Annotated in this window: 15 protein-coding genes; 5 read left to right on the plus strand and 10 right to left on the minus strand. The window is 49.7% G+C overall.

The features are described 5' to 3' along the window. Positions 1–2: 2 nt before the first annotated feature. The gene (gene dcd / locus DQW12_RS01545; protein ID WP_113905947.1) at positions 3–608 is read right to left on the minus strand and encodes a dCTP deaminase; all 606 of its coding nucleotides are present in this window, start codon (positions 606–608) and stop codon (positions 3–5) included. Between the two features lie 8 nt (positions 609–616). After that, positions 617–1,645, minus strand: a complete 1,029-nt coding sequence (gene apbC, locus DQW12_RS01550) for an iron-sulfur cluster carrier protein ApbC (protein WP_113905948.1) — start codon at positions 1,643–1,645, stop codon at positions 617–619. A gap of 117 nt (positions 1,646–1,762) precedes the next feature. Here apbC and metG point away from each other — a divergent pair, with 117 nt between their 5' ends. Together metG and DQW12_RS01560 are read left to right on the plus strand one after the other, a co-directional pair. Further along, complete coding sequence (gene metG / locus DQW12_RS01555; protein ID WP_113905949.1) at positions 1,763–3,802, plus strand: methionine--tRNA ligase; 2,040 nt, start codon at positions 1,763–1,765, stop codon at positions 3,800–3,802. Continuing rightward, positions 3,802–5,001 carry a class I SAM-dependent rRNA methyltransferase gene (locus tag DQW12_RS01560; RefSeq protein WP_113905950.1) on the plus strand — a complete coding sequence of 400 codons (1,200 nt, stop codon included), beginning with the start codon at positions 3,802–3,804 and terminating at the stop codon, positions 4,999–5,001. Before metG ends, DQW12_RS01560 begins: the two co-directional genes overlap by 1 nt. 6 nt (positions 5,002–5,007) lie before the next feature. Here the strand turns inward: DQW12_RS01560 and DQW12_RS01565 are convergent, their stop codons facing one another. Continuing rightward, the gene (locus DQW12_RS01565) at positions 5,008–5,316 is read right to left on the minus strand and encodes a PilZ domain-containing protein (RefSeq protein ID WP_113905951.1); all 309 of its coding nucleotides are present in this window, start codon (positions 5,314–5,316) and stop codon (positions 5,008–5,010) included. A gap of 156 nt (positions 5,317–5,472) precedes the next feature. Between DQW12_RS01565 and hspQ the strand changes: the two genes are divergently transcribed. Both hspQ and DQW12_RS01575 read left to right on the plus strand, forming a co-directional pair. Continuing rightward, positions 5,473–5,784 (plus strand): heat shock protein HspQ, encoded by a 312-nt coding sequence (gene hspQ, locus DQW12_RS01570; protein WP_113905952.1) that lies wholly within the window; start codon positions 5,473–5,475, stop codon positions 5,782–5,784. A gap of 77 nt (positions 5,785–5,861) precedes the next feature. Next, entirely contained in the window at positions 5,862–6,245 is a 384-nt protein-coding gene (locus tag DQW12_RS01575; RefSeq protein WP_113905953.1) for a histidine triad nucleotide-binding protein, read from the plus strand. Here the strand turns inward: DQW12_RS01575 and DQW12_RS01580 are convergent, their stop codons facing one another. Together DQW12_RS01580 and ggt are read right to left on the minus strand one after the other, a co-directional pair. Continuing rightward, on the minus strand, positions 6,246–6,659 hold the full coding sequence (locus DQW12_RS01580) for a hypothetical protein (RefSeq protein WP_113905954.1): 414 nt from the start codon (positions 6,657–6,659) through the stop codon (positions 6,246–6,248). Further along, positions 6,656–8,476: a gamma-glutamyltransferase gene (ggt, locus tag DQW12_RS01585; protein WP_113905955.1), complete on the minus strand. Its 1,821-nt coding sequence runs from the start codon at positions 8,474–8,476 to the stop codon at positions 6,656–6,658. Before ggt ends, DQW12_RS01580 begins: the two co-directional genes overlap by 4 nt. A gap of 88 nt (positions 8,477–8,564) precedes the next feature. Here ggt and rrtA point away from each other — a divergent pair, with 88 nt between their 5' ends. Further along, positions 8,565–9,176 (plus strand): rhombosortase, encoded by a 612-nt coding sequence (gene rrtA, locus DQW12_RS01590; RefSeq protein WP_113905956.1) that lies wholly within the window; start codon positions 8,565–8,567, stop codon positions 9,174–9,176. A 67-nt stretch (positions 9,177–9,243) separates the two neighbouring features. On the opposite strand, the gene DQW12_RS01595 is transcribed toward rrtA, so the two are convergent. The 5 genes from DQW12_RS01595 to hppD all read right to left on the minus strand — a co-directional run bounded on the left by DQW12_RS01595 (position 9,244) and on the right by hppD (position 15,691). After that, complete coding sequence (locus DQW12_RS01595) at positions 9,244–11,748, minus strand: prolyl oligopeptidase family serine peptidase (protein ID WP_198683873.1); 2,505 nt, start codon at positions 11,746–11,748, stop codon at positions 9,244–9,246. 79 nt (positions 11,749–11,827) lie between these two features. Beyond that, positions 11,828–12,469, minus strand: coding sequence for a maleylacetoacetate isomerase (gene maiA, locus DQW12_RS01600; protein WP_113905957.1), 642 nt, complete (start codon positions 12,467–12,469; stop codon positions 11,828–11,830). A gap of 3 nt (positions 12,470–12,472) precedes the next feature. Further along, on the minus strand, positions 12,473–13,489 hold the full coding sequence (locus tag DQW12_RS01605) for a fumarylacetoacetate hydrolase family protein (RefSeq protein WP_113905958.1): 1,017 nt from the start codon (positions 13,487–13,489) through the stop codon (positions 12,473–12,475). Then, entirely contained in the window at positions 13,489–14,622 is a 1,134-nt protein-coding gene (locus DQW12_RS01610) for a homogentisate 1,2-dioxygenase (RefSeq protein ID WP_113905959.1), read from the minus strand. The genes DQW12_RS01605 and DQW12_RS01610 overlap by 1 nt, the downstream gene beginning before the upstream one ends. After that, entirely contained in the window at positions 14,615–15,691 is a 1,077-nt protein-coding gene (gene hppD / locus DQW12_RS01615; RefSeq protein WP_113905960.1) for a 4-hydroxyphenylpyruvate dioxygenase, read from the minus strand. Before hppD ends, DQW12_RS01610 begins: the two co-directional genes overlap by 8 nt. Between the last annotated feature and the right edge of the window lie 11 nt (positions 15,692–15,702).

A 15,702-nucleotide genomic window follows, 5' to 3' on the forward strand; every position in this document is an offset into this window, starting at 1 on the left:
CGTTAACAATCATTACGGTCGGTCGTATCGTCTGCACTAATACGACTGGCCGTTGCACCCTTCTGGTCCTTATATTTTGCGTCACTGCGCTGGCTATAAGGGCGAGCACAAGGCTCGCTCAAAATCTCAAAGCTAAGCGCTCCAATTTTCATATTTGGCCGCAGTGCTAACGGTAATTTACCACCGTTGTAAAATTCCAGAACAATTTGCCCCGACCACCCCGGGTCAATGCGGTGTGCCGTGACATGTACCATTAAACCAAGCCGCGCTAACGACGAGCGCCCGTCAAGCCAGCCCACTACGTGCGCCGGCAAGGTCACCGCCTCTTGCGTTACCGCTAAGGCAAATTCGCCGGGGTGAATAAAAAACGGCTGCTCTTCAGTAAGCAAAATTTCGTCACTCATCACCCGTTGAATAGCTTGATCGATTTCTTCACGTGGGCCACTAAGGTCAATGTAAGGAGCGGCGTGATCTTGAATAACGCGAAAACTATTGCCTAAATGAATATCCACGGTAACCCCAGAGATATTTTTCACGTCTGGGCGCGGTTCAATATCAATAATACCGTCGGCTAAGTACTGTTCTATTTGGGAGTCGGTTAAACGCATTATTATTCCTAATCTAAAGCATGGGGCGAAAGTAAAAGCCATGCATTTGCCGTTAACGCTTCTGCGGAGCGCATAATGTGTTGGCTTACTGCGTGGTCAGGGCTACTCTGCACGAACAAACGACCCGCGTCTAGTTGTTCACGAAGAGGCGGAAACAGCGGCCATTGACCTAATACGGGCAGCTGGTAGCGTTCGGCGAGCTCAGCGCCTCCGTTTTGGCCAAAAATGTAGTCGGTATGGCCACAGGCACTGCAGGTATAAAAACTCATGTTCTCAATCAACCCAAGCACCGGCACACCTACCTTACGAAACATCGCAATACCCTTACGTGCGTCATCGAGCGCGACATCTTGCGGCGTGGTCACAACCACGGCGCCAGTAACCGGAAGCTTTTGCGCCAAGGTGAGCTGAATGTCGCCAGTTCCCGGCGGCATATCAATGAGCAGGTAGTCTAAATTTTGCCAACGTGTGTCAAAGCAGAGTTGTTCTAAGGCACGGCTTGCCATAGGGCCGCGCCATACGGTCGCGTCGTCCGGTTCTGCTAAATAGCCAAGAGAATTCACTTGCAGCTCACCAGCATGCTCGCACTTCACCCGTAACGGGGTCATTTTATTTTGTTCATTGAACTCTGGCTTCGCGCCTTTGTTGCCCAGCATAGTAGGCACAGAGGGGCCAAAAATATCGGCATCAAGTATGCCCACTTGCATACCCATTCGCGCTAATGCTCCGGCTAAATTCAATGTTACCGAAGACTTACCCACGCCGCCCTTGCCCGACGCCACTGCAATAACATTTCGCGCTGAAACTGCTTTGGCCGCCGTAGCGCGCGGTAACGCTTCCACTTTCACCTGAATACGCCACGTGTACGCCTTCAGTTGCCGATCGCTGGCAATCAACTCTCGAGCGCTGCGCTCTGCCGCAAAAGGTAAGGTTAAGGTAATCACCGAACCTTCAATAACCAGCCATTCGGGTAAAAAACCGGCGGGAAAAAGTACGTGTCGAAGCGCACCACAATAACTTTTCAATGCATCAGACATTGCTTGTATTTCCTTTTGGTCAGTTCAGTTATAAAGCACATAATCACGGATGAAAAATATCAGAAAATCCGCTAGTATGAGCGCCTATTTTTGATGATTACGTGATGAGAGCAAAGCATGGCCGATACCCCTCGTAAAATTCTGGTGACCAATGCCCTTCCCTACGCCAATGGCCCTATTCACTTAGGCCACATGCTTGGCTATATACAAGCCGATATTTGGGTTCGTTTTCAACGCATGCGCGGCAATGAATGCCATTTTGTGTGTGCCGACGACGCGCATGGTACACCGATTATGCTCAAAGCGCGCGAACTCGGAATTACGCCGGAAGAAATGATCGCACAAATGAATACTGCGCACCAAACCGACTTTGCCGACTTTGGGGTGTCGTTTGATCACTATCATTCAACCCACAGCGACGAAAACCGTGAGCTCGCGAGCTTAATTTACACACGCTTACGCGACAACGGCTACATTAACACTCGCGTTATTGAGCAATTGTACGACCCAGAGCGGGAAATGTTTTTACCCGACCGCTTTGTGAAAGGAACCTGCCCCGAGTGTGGCGCCGAAGATCAATATGGCGACAACTGTGACGCCTGTGGCGCAACCTACGCCCCTACCGATCTGAAAAACCCAAGGTCGGCCGTGTCTGGCGCCGTGCCGGAATTACGCGAGTCGGAACACTACTTTTTCGATCTGCCCGCCTTTGGCGACATGCTGAAGGCGTGGACGCGCTCGGGATCATTACAACCGGAAATGGCCAACAAATTGAATGAATGGTTTGAGCAAGGGTTACAGCAATGGGACATTAGCCGTGACGCGCCCTACTTTGGCTTCGAAATACCCGACGCGCCAGGTAAGTATTTTTACGTGTGGCTCGACGCCCCTATCGGCTATATGAGCTCATTTAAGCATTACGCATTAAAGAACAACATCGACTTCGATAGCTACTGGCAAGAAGGCAGTGACGCCGAGGTGTATCACTTTATTGGCAAAGACATTATCTACTTTCATAGTTTATTCTGGCCGGCAATGCTCAAAGGCGCACAATTCCGCCAACCCACCAACGTTTGGGCGCACGGTTTTATCACTGTGAACGGCACCAAAATGTCGAAGTCGAAAGGTACCTTCATTATGGCGCGTACCTACTTAGAGCATCTCAATCCGGAATATCTGCGCTATTACTTTGCCGCTAAGCTCAGCAACCGCATTGACGATCTCGACTTAAACCTCGAAGACTTTACCCAACGCGTGAATTCTGACTTGGTTGGAAAGGTAGTCAATATTGCTAGCCGCTGTGCCGGCTTTATCAGTAAGAAATTTAACGGCGAACTTGCCAACAGTATCGAAGCGCCTGAACTTCTCTGTGAGTTCCAAGCAGCGCAAACGCTCATTACTGAGGCCTATGAGGCACGGGAATTTGGTAAAGCCATGCGAGAAATTATGCGCCTTGCCGATCGCGCCAATGAATATATTGCTGTGAAAGAGCCATGGCAGCTGGCTAAACAAGAAGGCCAAGAGCAAGCCGTACACGACGTGTGCTCTATGGGTATTCATTTGTTTAGAATTCTAATGGTGTATTTAGCGCCCGTTGTGCCAGCATTGGCAAAACAGTCCGCCGATTTTTTACAAGACACCTTACATTGGGATTCGGTGCACACCACGCTAACCGGCCATCGTATTGATAAATTTAAAGCGCTGTTACAGCGTGTTGACAGTGAGAAAGTAAACGCCATGATTGAAGCTTCAAAAGACGCGCTCGCCGCAAAAGTAGACGCTACACCCGCAGAGCAAGCACCGCAAACACCCCTTGAGCCTATCGCCGCTGAAATTGAATTTGACGACTTCGCAAAAGTCGACTTACGAGTCGCTCGTATTGTGAGCGCCGATCATGTGGAAGGCGCAGACAAACTGCTGCGGTTAATGCTCGATATTGGTGAAGAAAAGCCACGCCAAGTGTTCGCAGGTATTAAAGCTGCTTACACGCCTGAATCTTTAGTAGGCCAGCACACGGTTATGGTTGCGAACTTAAAGCCCCGTAAAATGCGCTTTGGAATGTCGGAAGGCATGGTATTGGCAGCGGGCCCTGGCGGTAAAGAAATCTATATTCTTAATCCGCACAGTGGTGCTACAGCCGGCATGCGAGTGAGTTAATGGCGGGCCAACTCATCATTAAGCAGGGCAAAGAAAAAGCCCTGCTGCGCAAGCATCCTTGGGTATTCACCGGTGCTGTGGCAAAAATTAAGGGCAAGCCTGGGTTAGGCGACACCGTTGATGTGCTTGACAGCAAGGGCCAGTTTTTAGGCCGAGCTGCCTATTCGCCGCATTCACAAATATGCGCGCGCGTGTGGACCTTTAACGCTCAAGAAACCATTGACCTCGCATTTTTCCAACGCCGTTTTGCGCGCGCCCAGCGTATGCGCGAAGACACGTTACCCGAGCACACAACAGGTTATCGGTTAATTGCGGGCGAATCCGACGGTTTACCCGGTATTACAATCGACATTTACGCCAACTGGATTGTTTGTCAGTTGCTGTCGGCCGGTGCAGAGTTGCAACGCGGATTAATTGTAGAGTCGCTTCGCGCTGAGTTCCCAAACCACTCTATTTATGAACGTTCCGATGTAGACGTACGAAAAAAAGAAGGGCTAACCCCGGTAACTGGGCTCTTGCACGGTACTGAGCAGCCTCCTGCTGAGCTGGTAATAGAAGAAAACGGCTTAAAGCTTTATGTAGACATTGTGAACGGCCATAAAACCGGCTATTACCTTGATCAACGCGACGCCCGCCAAGCCATTAAAAAATATGCGAAAGGAAAGCGTGTTTTAAATTGCTTCAGCTATACCGGCGGTTTTGGTTTATATGCGGCAAGCGCTGGTGCACGCTACGTACGTAATCTCGATATGTCGCAGCCCGCTCTCGATATGGCAGCGAAGAATTTGCAACTGAACAATTTAACCAGCAGCCATGTTGAACACGTGCAAGGCGATGTATTTCAGTTGTTGCGCGACTATCAAACAAATCCTGAGCAGGAAAAGTTTGACGTTATTGTGCTCGACCCACCCAAATTCGTTGACTCCAAAGCCAGCTTAACGCGCGCGTGCAGAGGCTACAAAGACATCAACCGGTTGGCTGCAAAGCTACTTAACCCAGGCGGTGTATTGTTAACCTTTTCCTGTTCAGGGCTACTCAGCACAGAGCTGTTTCAAAAAGTAGTGGCCGACGGCGTACTCGACGCAGGCCGTGACATGCAAATTATTGAGCGCACCTTTCAAGCCGCTGATCATCCAGTTTTTTTGCCCTACCCAGAAGGCTTGTACCTCAAAGGCTTGATTGTGCGGTTGATGAACTAGCGGGTACTACTCAATTTGCGTAATTTGCGCACCAATGTCCCAGTTGCCCTGCTCGCCCTGCTCACTACGTATTACCGTAACCTGAGCTTGCAGCGGCGGCAGACTGTGGCCACCGGTAATCGTTACATAAAGTGCGTCACCTTTTTGTATGCCAGAGCCCTGTTCGAACGGGAGGCTAAACGACAGTCCGGTCGCACTGAGGTCGTGGCACACTCCGCTACACTCATACTGAGTTCCGTTAGCCTGCCATTGCACCTGAATCGGCGCTTCAATTTGCATGCGAATAAAGTCGCGTTTATCGTCACGAGTAATCATCTACAGCTGCTCTTCACTCTTCTTTGCCCACATCTAACCAATTGTACTTTCAGAAGTCAAAACCCCTGTGCAATATTTTTCTAAAATTCACATCAAGCTCCCGCCAAGGCTGCCGATAAGGAAATATCGCAGCTATAAGAATAAAAGGAGAGCACAATGGTGAGAGCTAAATTCTCGATTGGTCAGGTGGTCACCCATGCGTTGTATGGATACCGTGGTGTGATTATAGACGCCGATCCCGAGTTCTCGTTGTCGCAGGAATGGTATGAGCGCATGGCCCAAACCAGCCCAGCAAAAGATCAGCCTTGGTACCATATTCTGGTTCACAACTCCGACATACAAACCTATGTTGCCGAAAAAAGTTTAGTGGCCGAACACCGCGAAGCAGAAGTAACCCACCCCGGGGTTACCAGTATGTTCCGTAGCACTGAACAAAAGAATTATCAGCACCAAGAAACCTTAAACTAAGGCAGGCACTCTTGTGTCTGCCCTTCTTTATTTCTACCATGGGCCCCCACGTACACAAACAAGGTAGAAGGTGAGCCATGACGCAGCATAACAGCCCAGAAGAAACTATTTTTAGTCGCATTATCCGCAAAGAAATTCCAGCAGATATTGTTTATGAAGACGAGCTCGCCCTTGCTTTTAAAGACATAAACCCGCAGGCACCCGTGCATTTGCTCATTATTCCCAAAAAAATAATTCCAACCACTAACCATATCAGCAAAGACGACCGCGAAGTGGTGGGGCATTTACATTGGGTTGCAGCGCAGCTCGCTGAACAACTCGGTGTTGCTCACGATGGCTTTCGCACAGTAATGAACTGTAACGAGTATGGCGGGCAAACGGTTTACCACATTCATTTGCATTTTTTGGCTGGCAAACCCATGGGTTGGCCACCCTATCAAGAGCGTTTAAAAACAGCGTAACTACTGATAAGGCGCGTCGATTAGCCGGTCGACGCGCCACTCCTTTTCAACTCGAACCACAACTACTTCGCGTAGCTCGTCTACACGCTCGCCATTAAAATACCCCGAAAATGCAACTCGTATCCGTACGGTATCCGTTTCACCTAAGTAACGAATTCCTGTCGGGCGCTCTGAACGAACCTCTACCGAGTCAAAGCTCATATTATAAAGATAGTGCCCTACTGTGCTTATGGTGCCAAAGTGGTCGAGCATTTCTTGGTTATGCTCGGTAGACAATGCCTTTGCTTGCTCTAGGCTACGATCGTTATAAAGGGCATCAAAATAGTTTGCAGCAACCACATGTGGAGGGTCTGTTTTTACTTGCGGCTCGCATGCGGTGAGTAACAAGCTCAATATAATAACAGCATATTTCATTGGCCTACCACCTTGCCTTCTCTGCGCGGATCCGCGCCACCCAATAAACGCCCATCTGGCATGATCGAAATACCGTGAATACCGCTGTTCAAAGGCCTTATATCAACGCTGTGTCCACGTTTACGTAGCCCTTCAATCCAAGCGTCGGGCGCACGCTCGGCTTCTACCGTGGTGCGCCCATTTAAATTGGTAATATGCGGCAAGTTAATCGCCTCCTGCATATTCAGGTTCCAGTCGAGCAGCCCCACCAAGGTATGTGCCACATAGTTAATTATTCTTGAGCCACCTGGCGAGCCTAGCGCATGCAACGGCTGCCCGTTTTCATCGAGCACAATAATGGGCGCCATCGAACTCCGAGGGCGCTTCCCGGGCTCTACGCGGTTCGCTACAGGCCTGCCCTCTTTTTCCGGCACAAAAGTAAAGTCTGTCAGCTGGTTATTCAGTAAAAAACCCTCCACCATTACCGCCGAGCCAAACCCCATTTCAATGCTCGAGGTCATCGACACCATATTCCCTTGTGCGTCCACTATACTGAAATGGCTTGTGCTCGGTTGCTCGTAGTCCATTCCTGCCACTGCGGTGAGTTTCACTCCTGCTGGCTGGCCCGGCTGCGCAACGCCCATGTCGTTTTCAGCAACAAGCGCAGCTCGGCTAGCTAAATAGTTAGCCTGCAAAAGCTCGTTAACCGGCACAGGCGTGAACGCAGGATCAGCACTGTAGTGGTTTCGGTCGGCAAAGGCTAAGCGCGACGCTTGGGTAAAATAATGCTGCGGCGCCTCTGCAAATGCCGTTGTACCCATATCTAAATGTGACAGCATGCCAAGCATTTGCAATACAGCTAAGCCCCCTGAACTCGGTTGTTCCATAGAGCATACTTGATACACGCGATAAGGCGCGCAGAGGGGCTCACGCCATTCCACTTGATAATCCACTAGGTCTTGTAACTGTAACAGGCCTGGCGCACGCTCTGCTTGTTGTACCGCAGTAACCATGGCTTGTGCTAAAGGGCCGGTATAAAAGCCGTCTGAACCATGCTCGGCAATACGCCGAAAAGACCGCGCAAGCGGCTCATTTTTTAGAACATGCCCTGCTTCTATGGCCTGCCCATTCGGATAAAAGTAGTCCCGCGCCGCACTTAACTGCTTCAGTCCCGGGTTCATTTCTACGGCAACCAGTTGGGCTAACCGCGGTGAAACCACAAACCCTTGTTCCGCGCGTGTTATCGGCTCGGCGAAAAGCTGCGCCCACGCCATCGTTCCGAACCTTTGATGAGCCGCTTCAAGCCCTTTCACAATGCCCGGCACGCCAACAGAGCGCCCTCCGACAACTGCGTCTATCCAAGAAATCGGCTCGCCCTGCTCGTTTAAAAATAAATCTTGGGTTGCCAGTTTTGGTGCCACTTCTCGTGCGTCTAAACTATACAGCGTTTGATTTTCGGCATGCCAATACAATAGAAAACCACCACCGCCAATACCCGATGATTGCGGCTCCACCAAGGTCAACATCGCTTGGATTGCTACCGCCGCGTCTATGGCATTGCCGCCTTTTGCCAGAATACGCTCACCAGCTTCGGCCGCGTAGGGGTTCGCTGCCACCACCATATAGTCATCGGCGTAAACCGCTTCACGTGCCACAAACCCGGTTGCACGCTCAGGATCGGCACTCGATGTTTCAACTTGGTGTTGTGTGTTGTTTTCTGTTGCAGTATTGCCAGTGTTAATAGCGTGTTCAGAACTACAACCCGCAAGCAGAAACAGCGCGAAGAAAGGAGCAAATAACGTAACGGCGTAGCGCCGAGCAATATCGTTTAACAGCATATTTAAACAGGCTCAACATAGCGATAAATTAAACCAAAGCGTATCATAATGACGCTATCGAATCCTATTCAATCGTTAAAGGCCTACTATGAATCGTTTGCTGCACGGCATGAAGCCCCTCCCTCATTATTTGAATACCACAGCCTTGATTATCTCTGTGTTGGCTGTCGTTTTCTTTTTTGTGCCTGCGTCCACATTCGACGCAGAGCAGCTGCTTGCGTTAAATAGTTTGTATATTTTCGAGCAGCCATGGCGCATTTTCACCACGCATCTACTCCACATTAATGAAATGCATTTGCTTTTTAATCTTTTAGGGCTTTGGCTACTGGTTATTCTTTTTCGCGAAAAAATACCGGGGCGAACGCTACTGAACGTAGTTTTAATCAGTGCGCTTTTTGCTACCTTGTCATCGGTTTATATTGGTAATGACGCCTCGTTCATTGGTTTGTCTGGCGTATTACACGGAATTTTTGCTTATGGCGCTATTCAAATGCTGCACAGCGAGCGCAGATTCGCCTTCTTGCTCATTGTGGCTCTCGTTGCCAAGTTAGTTTGGGACATGCTAAATGCGGGTGAAAATGTTGCGTGGCTAGACCATTCTACGGTCGCCTATTGGTGTCACCTTGGCGGCGCACTAGGCGGGGTTATTGCAGTACCCGCATTGAAGAAAAAACCCAAAGAGATTCTGAATAAAAAATAACGCACTGCGCTCGTACGAGCACAGTGCGCTTGTTTACTGCCCTGTTCCGATAATCTTTATTGTCTGATTAAGGTTTTAAGTTTTCTTCAAACAGCTTAAAGATTTTACGATACTGATTTAACCAGCTTGAAGGCTGCACAAAACCGTGGGGCTCTACCGGGAAAATTGCAGTTTCAAAGTTCTCTTTTTCAAGCTCTATGAAACGCTGCACAATACGCACCGAGTCTTGGAAGAATACATTGTCGTCAACCATAGGTGCGCTAATCAGCAAGGCGTCTTCTAACCCTTCAGCAAAGTAGATAGGCGAGCTGCGGCGATACGCGATGGGGTCGTTCTCCGGCAGATTCAGAATATTCGACGTATAACCGGTATTGTAATGAGCCCAATCGGTCACCGGACGAAGTGCTGCGCCTGCTTTAAACAGCCCAGGCTCGTTAAACAAGGCCATAAAGGTAAGGAAGCCACCGTAAGAACCGCCGTAGGTGCCAACACGTTCAACATCTACATTGGCATTCTCGCCCATCCAATTTACGACGTCGACAAGGTCTTCAACTTCAGGCGTTCCCATTTGGCGATAAACAGCCGTACGCCAGTCGCGCCCATAGCCTTTAGAACCACGGAAGTCGAGGTCCAACACAATGTAACCTTGCTGCAATAGCATATTGTGGAACATGAACTCACGGAAGTAATTCGACCAACCCGCATGAGCATTTTGCAAGTAGCCTGCGCCATGAATAAACACCACTGCCGGATATTCGGTATTGCCCGAAGGGTCGTAATTTTCGGGGTAGTAAACGCGGCTATAAATGGGGTGATCTTGCTTGCTTGACGGCACAGCAACAATGCTCGGAGCTTGCCACGGCAAAGACTCGAACTGTTCCGACACCGTATGCGTTAAACGCATCGCTTCTGCCACCGGCTCATTGGCCTGCACATAGAGCTCCGTAGGCGTTAAAGCATCTGAATAAGTGAGCAATAATTGCGACTCGTCTGGGCTCAATACATAACTTGTAATGCCGCCAAACTCGGTCAGTTGTTCAAGCTCCCCACCCGTTGCCGCAACACGATAAATTTCATATACGCCAGGGTGCGTTTTGTTCGCTTGAAAGTAGAAATGAGTTCCAGCTTGGTTCAACGTCACCTGCTCAACAATGTAGTTGCCTTGCGTTAATGCCGTAACCGCGTTGCTCCCCGAGCGTTCGAGATCACGAACATAAAGGTGCCCATAGCCGCTCTCTTCTGAGCTGTACCAAATTTTGCGTTGCCCCGGCAACCAACCTAAGTCGTTAAAGTTACGATTAATCCATGCGTCGTCGTGTAAGCGATGTTGGCTCACTAAACTGTGGTCGTTGAAATTAACCGTTGCTATCCAGCGGTCTTTGTTGTCCCACGCACGCAGCATAAGCGCAACTTCTTCGCCATTCTCACGCCATACCACATTGCCTTGTTGTGCTGACCAGCGTGGCATAACCCCAATCGCTCTTGGCTTTCTTTCGCTGCGGTATGTTTCGCCTCGCGCCGCGTAATTTTCTTCATGAACGCTGCGCAGTACGTCTTCATCGTAACCGGGTAAGGTGGTATAGCTAAGCGCATGTTTCTCGCCTGACTCTAAATCGAGCACAAACAGCTTATGTTCAACAGGCTTAGCATCGGCCACTCGGCGGCGCACGTCTTGCATTTCAATACGGCCTGTTTCCGTTACATAACGTGGCATCAAATCGCTATCACCGCGCCAGCTTTGTGGATCGGTTAATGCAACAATAAGCTTGTCACCCGCCGGAGAAAGGCTCGCTTCTACAATTTGTTGGTTCCGCCCCAAATAAAATGGCGCGGGCGCAGTGCTTGGGTTCTCGCTACGCATCGACTGCTGATGATCAAAGCTCAACTGACGATTTCGGCGCTGAACTTGGTTATAGAGCATCAGCTCTACTTCTTCTTTGGCTAAATAGTCGGCGGGCGCGCGAACAGGAGTTGCGGCGTCAGAAGTAACAAGGCTCGCGAGCATTTCCGTGCGCCCTGTTGACACATTTATGGCGTAAAAGTCATTGCCTTGGCGATAGCTTAAGCGGCCATCCGTTAAGAACTGCAAATCGGAACGGCTGTTATTGTCGCGGGTTAATTGCACTAATTCGCCAGAGCCTAGCGCCACAACAAAAATATTCCGCTCAAAAATATAGGCGGCCTGCGAACGCTCGGCATTGTAAATACGGTTCGCTGAACTTGCTTCGTGCAGTTCACTAAACGCAACTTCAGCAAGGTTGCTGCCATCGCTATTCATGGCAAAGAGCGAACGAATGGGAGCGCCCTGCTGCTTTTGTTGAAACAAAATTCTGCTGCCGTCGAGCGACCAAAATGCATTCTCTGGCGATCGCGCAAGCCAGTCGGGGTCGGCCATAATTTGTTCGAGCGTAATCACACCCTCAGCAGCCGCTGCTTGAGAAGGCTGATAAGCTTGTGTTTGCAATGCTTTTGTTTGCAATGCAGGAGAAGCAGCAACCGAAGAATCGGAAGTCGACGCACATGCCGCTGAAAATAACGCTGCGGTAATCGCCAAAGCTAATGTTCTTTTCATCAGTTTTTCCTGTTCGAATAAGGTTCTACACATTAAAACAAAAGCGCCCGCCAATGGCGAGCGCTGTTGCGGCTAATGGTTAAGAGTCAGCGTCGGGCTGAGCTTCCGGTCGCGCTGCGACAAAAGCGGGCAGCCCTTGCAAATGATCATTAATCGCCAATACTTTTGGAAATGAGCTTAAGTCCACACCAAAACGCTGTGCGTTGTACACTTGCGGTACTAAACAAATATCCGCTAACGACACTGTGTCACCTACACAGCAACGCCCGGCGTACGCATGTAAACGCTGCTCAAAAGCGGCAAAGGTTACTTTTACCCAATGATGAATCCAGTCCAACCGCTCACTGTCGCTTACCTCCAATGTGCCCGTAAGGTATTGCAGCACCCGAAGGTTGGTAATGGGTTGTAAATCGGCCGCCATATCGAGCGCCAACATCCGTACAATCGCAGCTTGCTTGGGATCCTTAGGGATCAACGCGGGCTCCGGTTGCACAGACTCTAAATACTCAATAATGGCCAACGACTGGTTCAAACGAAAGTCACCGTCCACTAACGTGGGCACTAATCCAGCTGGGTTTAATTGGCGATAGGCGGCAGTTTTCTGTTCGCCACCGTCTTTCACCAAATGAACTGGCGCGTACTCGTAATCAATGCCTTTTACCTGCAAAGCAATGCGCGTACGATAACTGGCCGAAGAGCGCCAATAACCATGTAAAATCATGGGCTAACCCTCGTACTTAACCATTTTCTGGTCAATGGCACCGAAAATCGACTGCCCATTGTCGTCGAGCATTTCAATACGAATCGTATCGCCGAACTTCATAAAGGGCGTGCTTGGCTTACCGTCACGAATGGTCTCGATCATCCGCACTTCAGCAATACAGCTGTAGCCCACTCCGCCTTCAGCAATGCTACTTCCATGATCAGTACCCTGCTTGTTCGACACTGTGCCCGAACCAATGATAGTACCAGTGCACAACGGACGCGATTTAGCCGCATGAGCAATTAACTGCGCGAAATTGAAGGTCATATCTTGGCCCGCATTGGGCTTACCAAACAGCTCCCCGTTGTACGTGGACACCAAAGGTAAATGCACCTTACAGTCCTGCCAATGGCTATCAAGCTCGTCTGGGGTCACTGCAACCGGCGAAAATACAGAAGACGGTTTCGACTGATAAAAACCAAAGCCTTTTGCCAGCTCATTCGGAATTAAGCCCCGTAACGACACATCGTTCACCAGCATCAGTAAACGCACATGTTTCCCTGCGTCTTCAGCAGCAACAGCCATGGGCACGTCGTCGGTAATCACTGCCACTTCACCTTCAAAATCAATGCCCCACTCGTCACTTGGTAGCGGCACATCGGCTCGCGGTCCAATAAACGCGTCGGAGCCGCCTTGGTACATCAGCGGGTCTTCCCAAAAGCTCGGTGGCATTTCTGCACCACGCGCCTTACGCACCAACTCAACATGGTTTACATAAGCGCTACCGTCGGCCCAATGGTAAGCGCGCGGCAATGGTGATTCACACTGCGCTTCGTCAAAAGCCACGTCGTCGGACAGTTTGCCGTTATTCAACGCAATATAAACTTCTTTTAACTTCGGCTCGAGTTCAGCCCAGTTGTCGAGTGCAAATTGTAAGGTGCTTGCAATTTCAGGTACCGCTACCGCACGCTTTAAGTCTCGACTCACAACCATCAGTTGTCCGTCGCGCGTACCGTTACGGTAAGTCGCCAATTTCATTATTTTTTCTCCTGCCAGCTCATTACGTAGTCTGGGTTTTCAACACCATTCGCCACTTCACCTACAGTGAGCGAATCGCGCGTGTCGAGCATCACTGCTACTTCGTCTGTAAATTTCTTTTTGTACTCTCGGCCCGCTTGGAACGCCTTAGGGTGTGGCCCATGGGTAAAGCCTGCGGGATGAAACGTTACCATGCCACGGTCTATATTATCGCGGCTAAAGAAGTCGCCCGCGTGGTAAAACAGTACTTCGTCATAATCGTCGTTGTTATGATAAAACGGAACTTTCAACGCACCCGGGTCGCTTTCAATCGGCCGAGGCACAAAGGTACACACCACAAATCGTTCAGCCACAAAGGTGGTATGCGCAGACGGTGGTAAGTGATACCTATGGCTCATAAGCGGACGAAAGTCGCGCCAATTCACCCGTACCGGCGCTAAGTCACCATGCCAACCTACCGCGTCGAGTGGATTGTACGGAAAGGTTACAACCGAAACTTCGCCATGGCGCTTTACTTCTACCTGCCACGTATCTTCGCTGTACTGCGCTTTAAATGCATCGTTAATTTCCGGCACATCTAAGCAGGCAGGGTCAAAAATAGCGTGATTACCAACCAAACCCTTGTCGGGTAACTGATACGACCCATTCGTCGCTTCTATCATCACCAGTTGCATTGGCGAGCTGGGTTCTAAACGCCAATTGGTAGAGCGCGGTATCACCACGTAGTCGCCGTCGCGCAATGTTAAATGGCCGTAGTCACAAAACAGTTCGCCACCGCCTTCATGAACAAAAAGCAAATCATCGCCGTCGGCGTTGCGCGCTAATTTTTTCATCGGCTCGCTCAGGTGCCACAAACGAAATTTACAATGCGCATTGTAAAGTAAGTTTGGCGCTAACCACGGTGACACCGTATCGAGACCGCCCAATTGGTGGAAGTTAAAGGCGCGTGGACGCAAAGGCCCTTCCCAATCATTCCAACCCGTTGGTGCATGAGTGTGGTGAAAATGGGTAGCTGGGCCGAAGAATCCACTTCGGCCCGCCTCACGTTCATAAATCGCCTCTTCCGGGAAGTCAGCATGGGCTTGGCGAGACGCCGCACCCACCTGCTTCGGGAATGAGATCCATTTACGCATCGCTTAATACTCCTCGACGAATTTGATCTTCCTCTATCGATTCAAACAAGGCTTTAAAGTTACCTTCACCAAAGCCTTCGTTGCCTTTACGTTGAATAATTTCAAAGAATACGGGGCCAATCACTGTTTGGGTGAAAATTTGCAATAAAATACCGTCTTTCATCGGCGCGCCATCGATTAAAATGCGCAAGTCACGCAAATCGTCCACACTCTCGGTGTGTCCTTCCACACGCTCATCAATTTTGTCGTAGTATGTATCTGGCGTTGGCATAAATTCCATGCCGCCTTCGCGCAGGGTACGAACCGTGTGATAAATATCGTCGGAGCTCATAGCGATATGCTGAATGCCTTCGCCGTTGTAGTCTTTCAAATACTCTTCAATTTGCGACTTGTCGTCGTGCGACTCGTTAATTGGAATCCGAATTTTACCGCAGGGTGAAGTCATTGCGCGGCTCAGTAGTCCCGTTAACTTACCTTCAATGTCGAAATAACGCACTTCACGGAAGTTACCAATGCGCTCGTAGAAGCCTGCCCACACGTCCATATTGCCACGAAATACGTTGTGCGTAAGGTGGTCAACGTAGTCCATACCGACTTGGTTATTTTGCATGGTTTCTTCCCAGTTGTCATAGAACTGAAAGTCCACGTCGTAAATGCTCTTTTGGCCATAGCGATCAACAAAATAAAGCGCGCTTTCGCCAATGCCATACACTGCTGGAATATTCAGTTCCATCGCGCCAACGTCGGGCTTAAACTCTTTTGCGCCATTGGCTAGCGCATGTTTAAACGCATGGTCAGCGTCTTTAACACGCCAAGCCATACCACATACACTGGCGCCATGTGCGCTGGCGAAACCTTCTGCTTGTGAGCCAGGTTGCGCGTTTACAATAAAGTTAATGTCGTTTTGCTTATACAACCAAACGTCTTTACGACGGTGCTTGGCCACTTCGGTGAAGCCTAACTTTGCAAATAGATCTTTTAAGGCTTGAATACCTTTCGCATCAGGTGCTGTGTATTCAACGAACTCAAAACCATCGGTACCCAGTGGGTTCATAACGTGTTCAGACATTACTCTTCTCC

The organism is Aliidiomarina celeris (genome assembly GCF_003316875.1).
Lineage (GTDB): Bacteria > Pseudomonadota > Gammaproteobacteria > Enterobacterales > Alteromonadaceae > Aliidiomarina > Aliidiomarina celeris.

Excerpts from the sequence above, each read along its gene's own strand:
- metG (WP_113905949.1), top strand. The coding sequence starts at position 1,763 with ATGGCCGATACCCCTCGTAAAATTCTGGTGACCAATGCCCTTCCCTAC.
- DQW12_RS01560 (WP_113905950.1), top strand. The coding sequence starts at position 3,802 with ATGGCGGGCCAACTCATCATTAAGCAGGGCAAAGAAAAAGCCCTGCTG.
- hspQ (WP_113905952.1), top strand. The coding sequence starts at position 5,473 with ATGGTGAGAGCTAAATTCTCGATTGGTCAGGTGGTCACCCATGCGTTG.
- DQW12_RS01580 (WP_113905954.1), bottom strand. The coding sequence starts at position 6,659 with ATGAAATATGCTGTTATTATATTGAGCTTGTTACTCACCGCATGCGAG.
- ggt (WP_113905955.1), bottom strand. The coding sequence starts at position 8,476 with ATGCTGTTAAACGATATTGCTCGGCGCTACGCCGTTACGTTATTTGCT.
- DQW12_RS01575 (WP_113905953.1), top strand. The coding sequence starts at position 5,862 with ATGACGCAGCATAACAGCCCAGAAGAAACTATTTTTAGTCGCATTATC.
- DQW12_RS01595 (WP_198683873.1), bottom strand. The coding sequence starts at position 11,748 with ATGAAAAGAACATTAGCTTTGGCGATTACCGCAGCGTTATTTTCAGCG.
- DQW12_RS01605 (WP_113905958.1), bottom strand. The coding sequence starts at position 13,489 with ATGAAATTGGCGACTTACCGTAACGGTACGCGCGACGGACAACTGATG.
- apbC (WP_113905948.1), bottom strand. The coding sequence starts at position 1,645 with ATGTCTGATGCATTGAAAAGTTATTGTGGTGCGCTTCGACACGTACTT.
- DQW12_RS01610 (WP_113905959.1), bottom strand. The coding sequence starts at position 14,622 with ATGCGTAAATGGATCTCATTCCCGAAGCAGGTGGGTGCGGCGTCTCGC.
- maiA (WP_113905957.1), bottom strand. The coding sequence starts at position 12,469 with ATGATTTTACATGGTTATTGGCGCTCTTCGGCCAGTTATCGTACGCGC.
- dcd (WP_113905947.1), bottom strand. The coding sequence starts at position 608 with ATGCGTTTAACCGACTCCCAAATAGAACAGTACTTAGCCGACGGTATT.
- rrtA (WP_113905956.1), top strand. The coding sequence starts at position 8,565 with ATGAATCGTTTGCTGCACGGCATGAAGCCCCTCCCTCATTATTTGAAT.
- DQW12_RS01565 (WP_113905951.1), bottom strand. The coding sequence starts at position 5,316 with ATGATTACTCGTGACGATAAACGCGACTTTATTCGCATGCAAATTGAA.
- hppD (WP_113905960.1), bottom strand. The coding sequence starts at position 15,691 with ATGTCTGAACACGTTATGAACCCACTGGGTACCGATGGTTTTGAGTTC.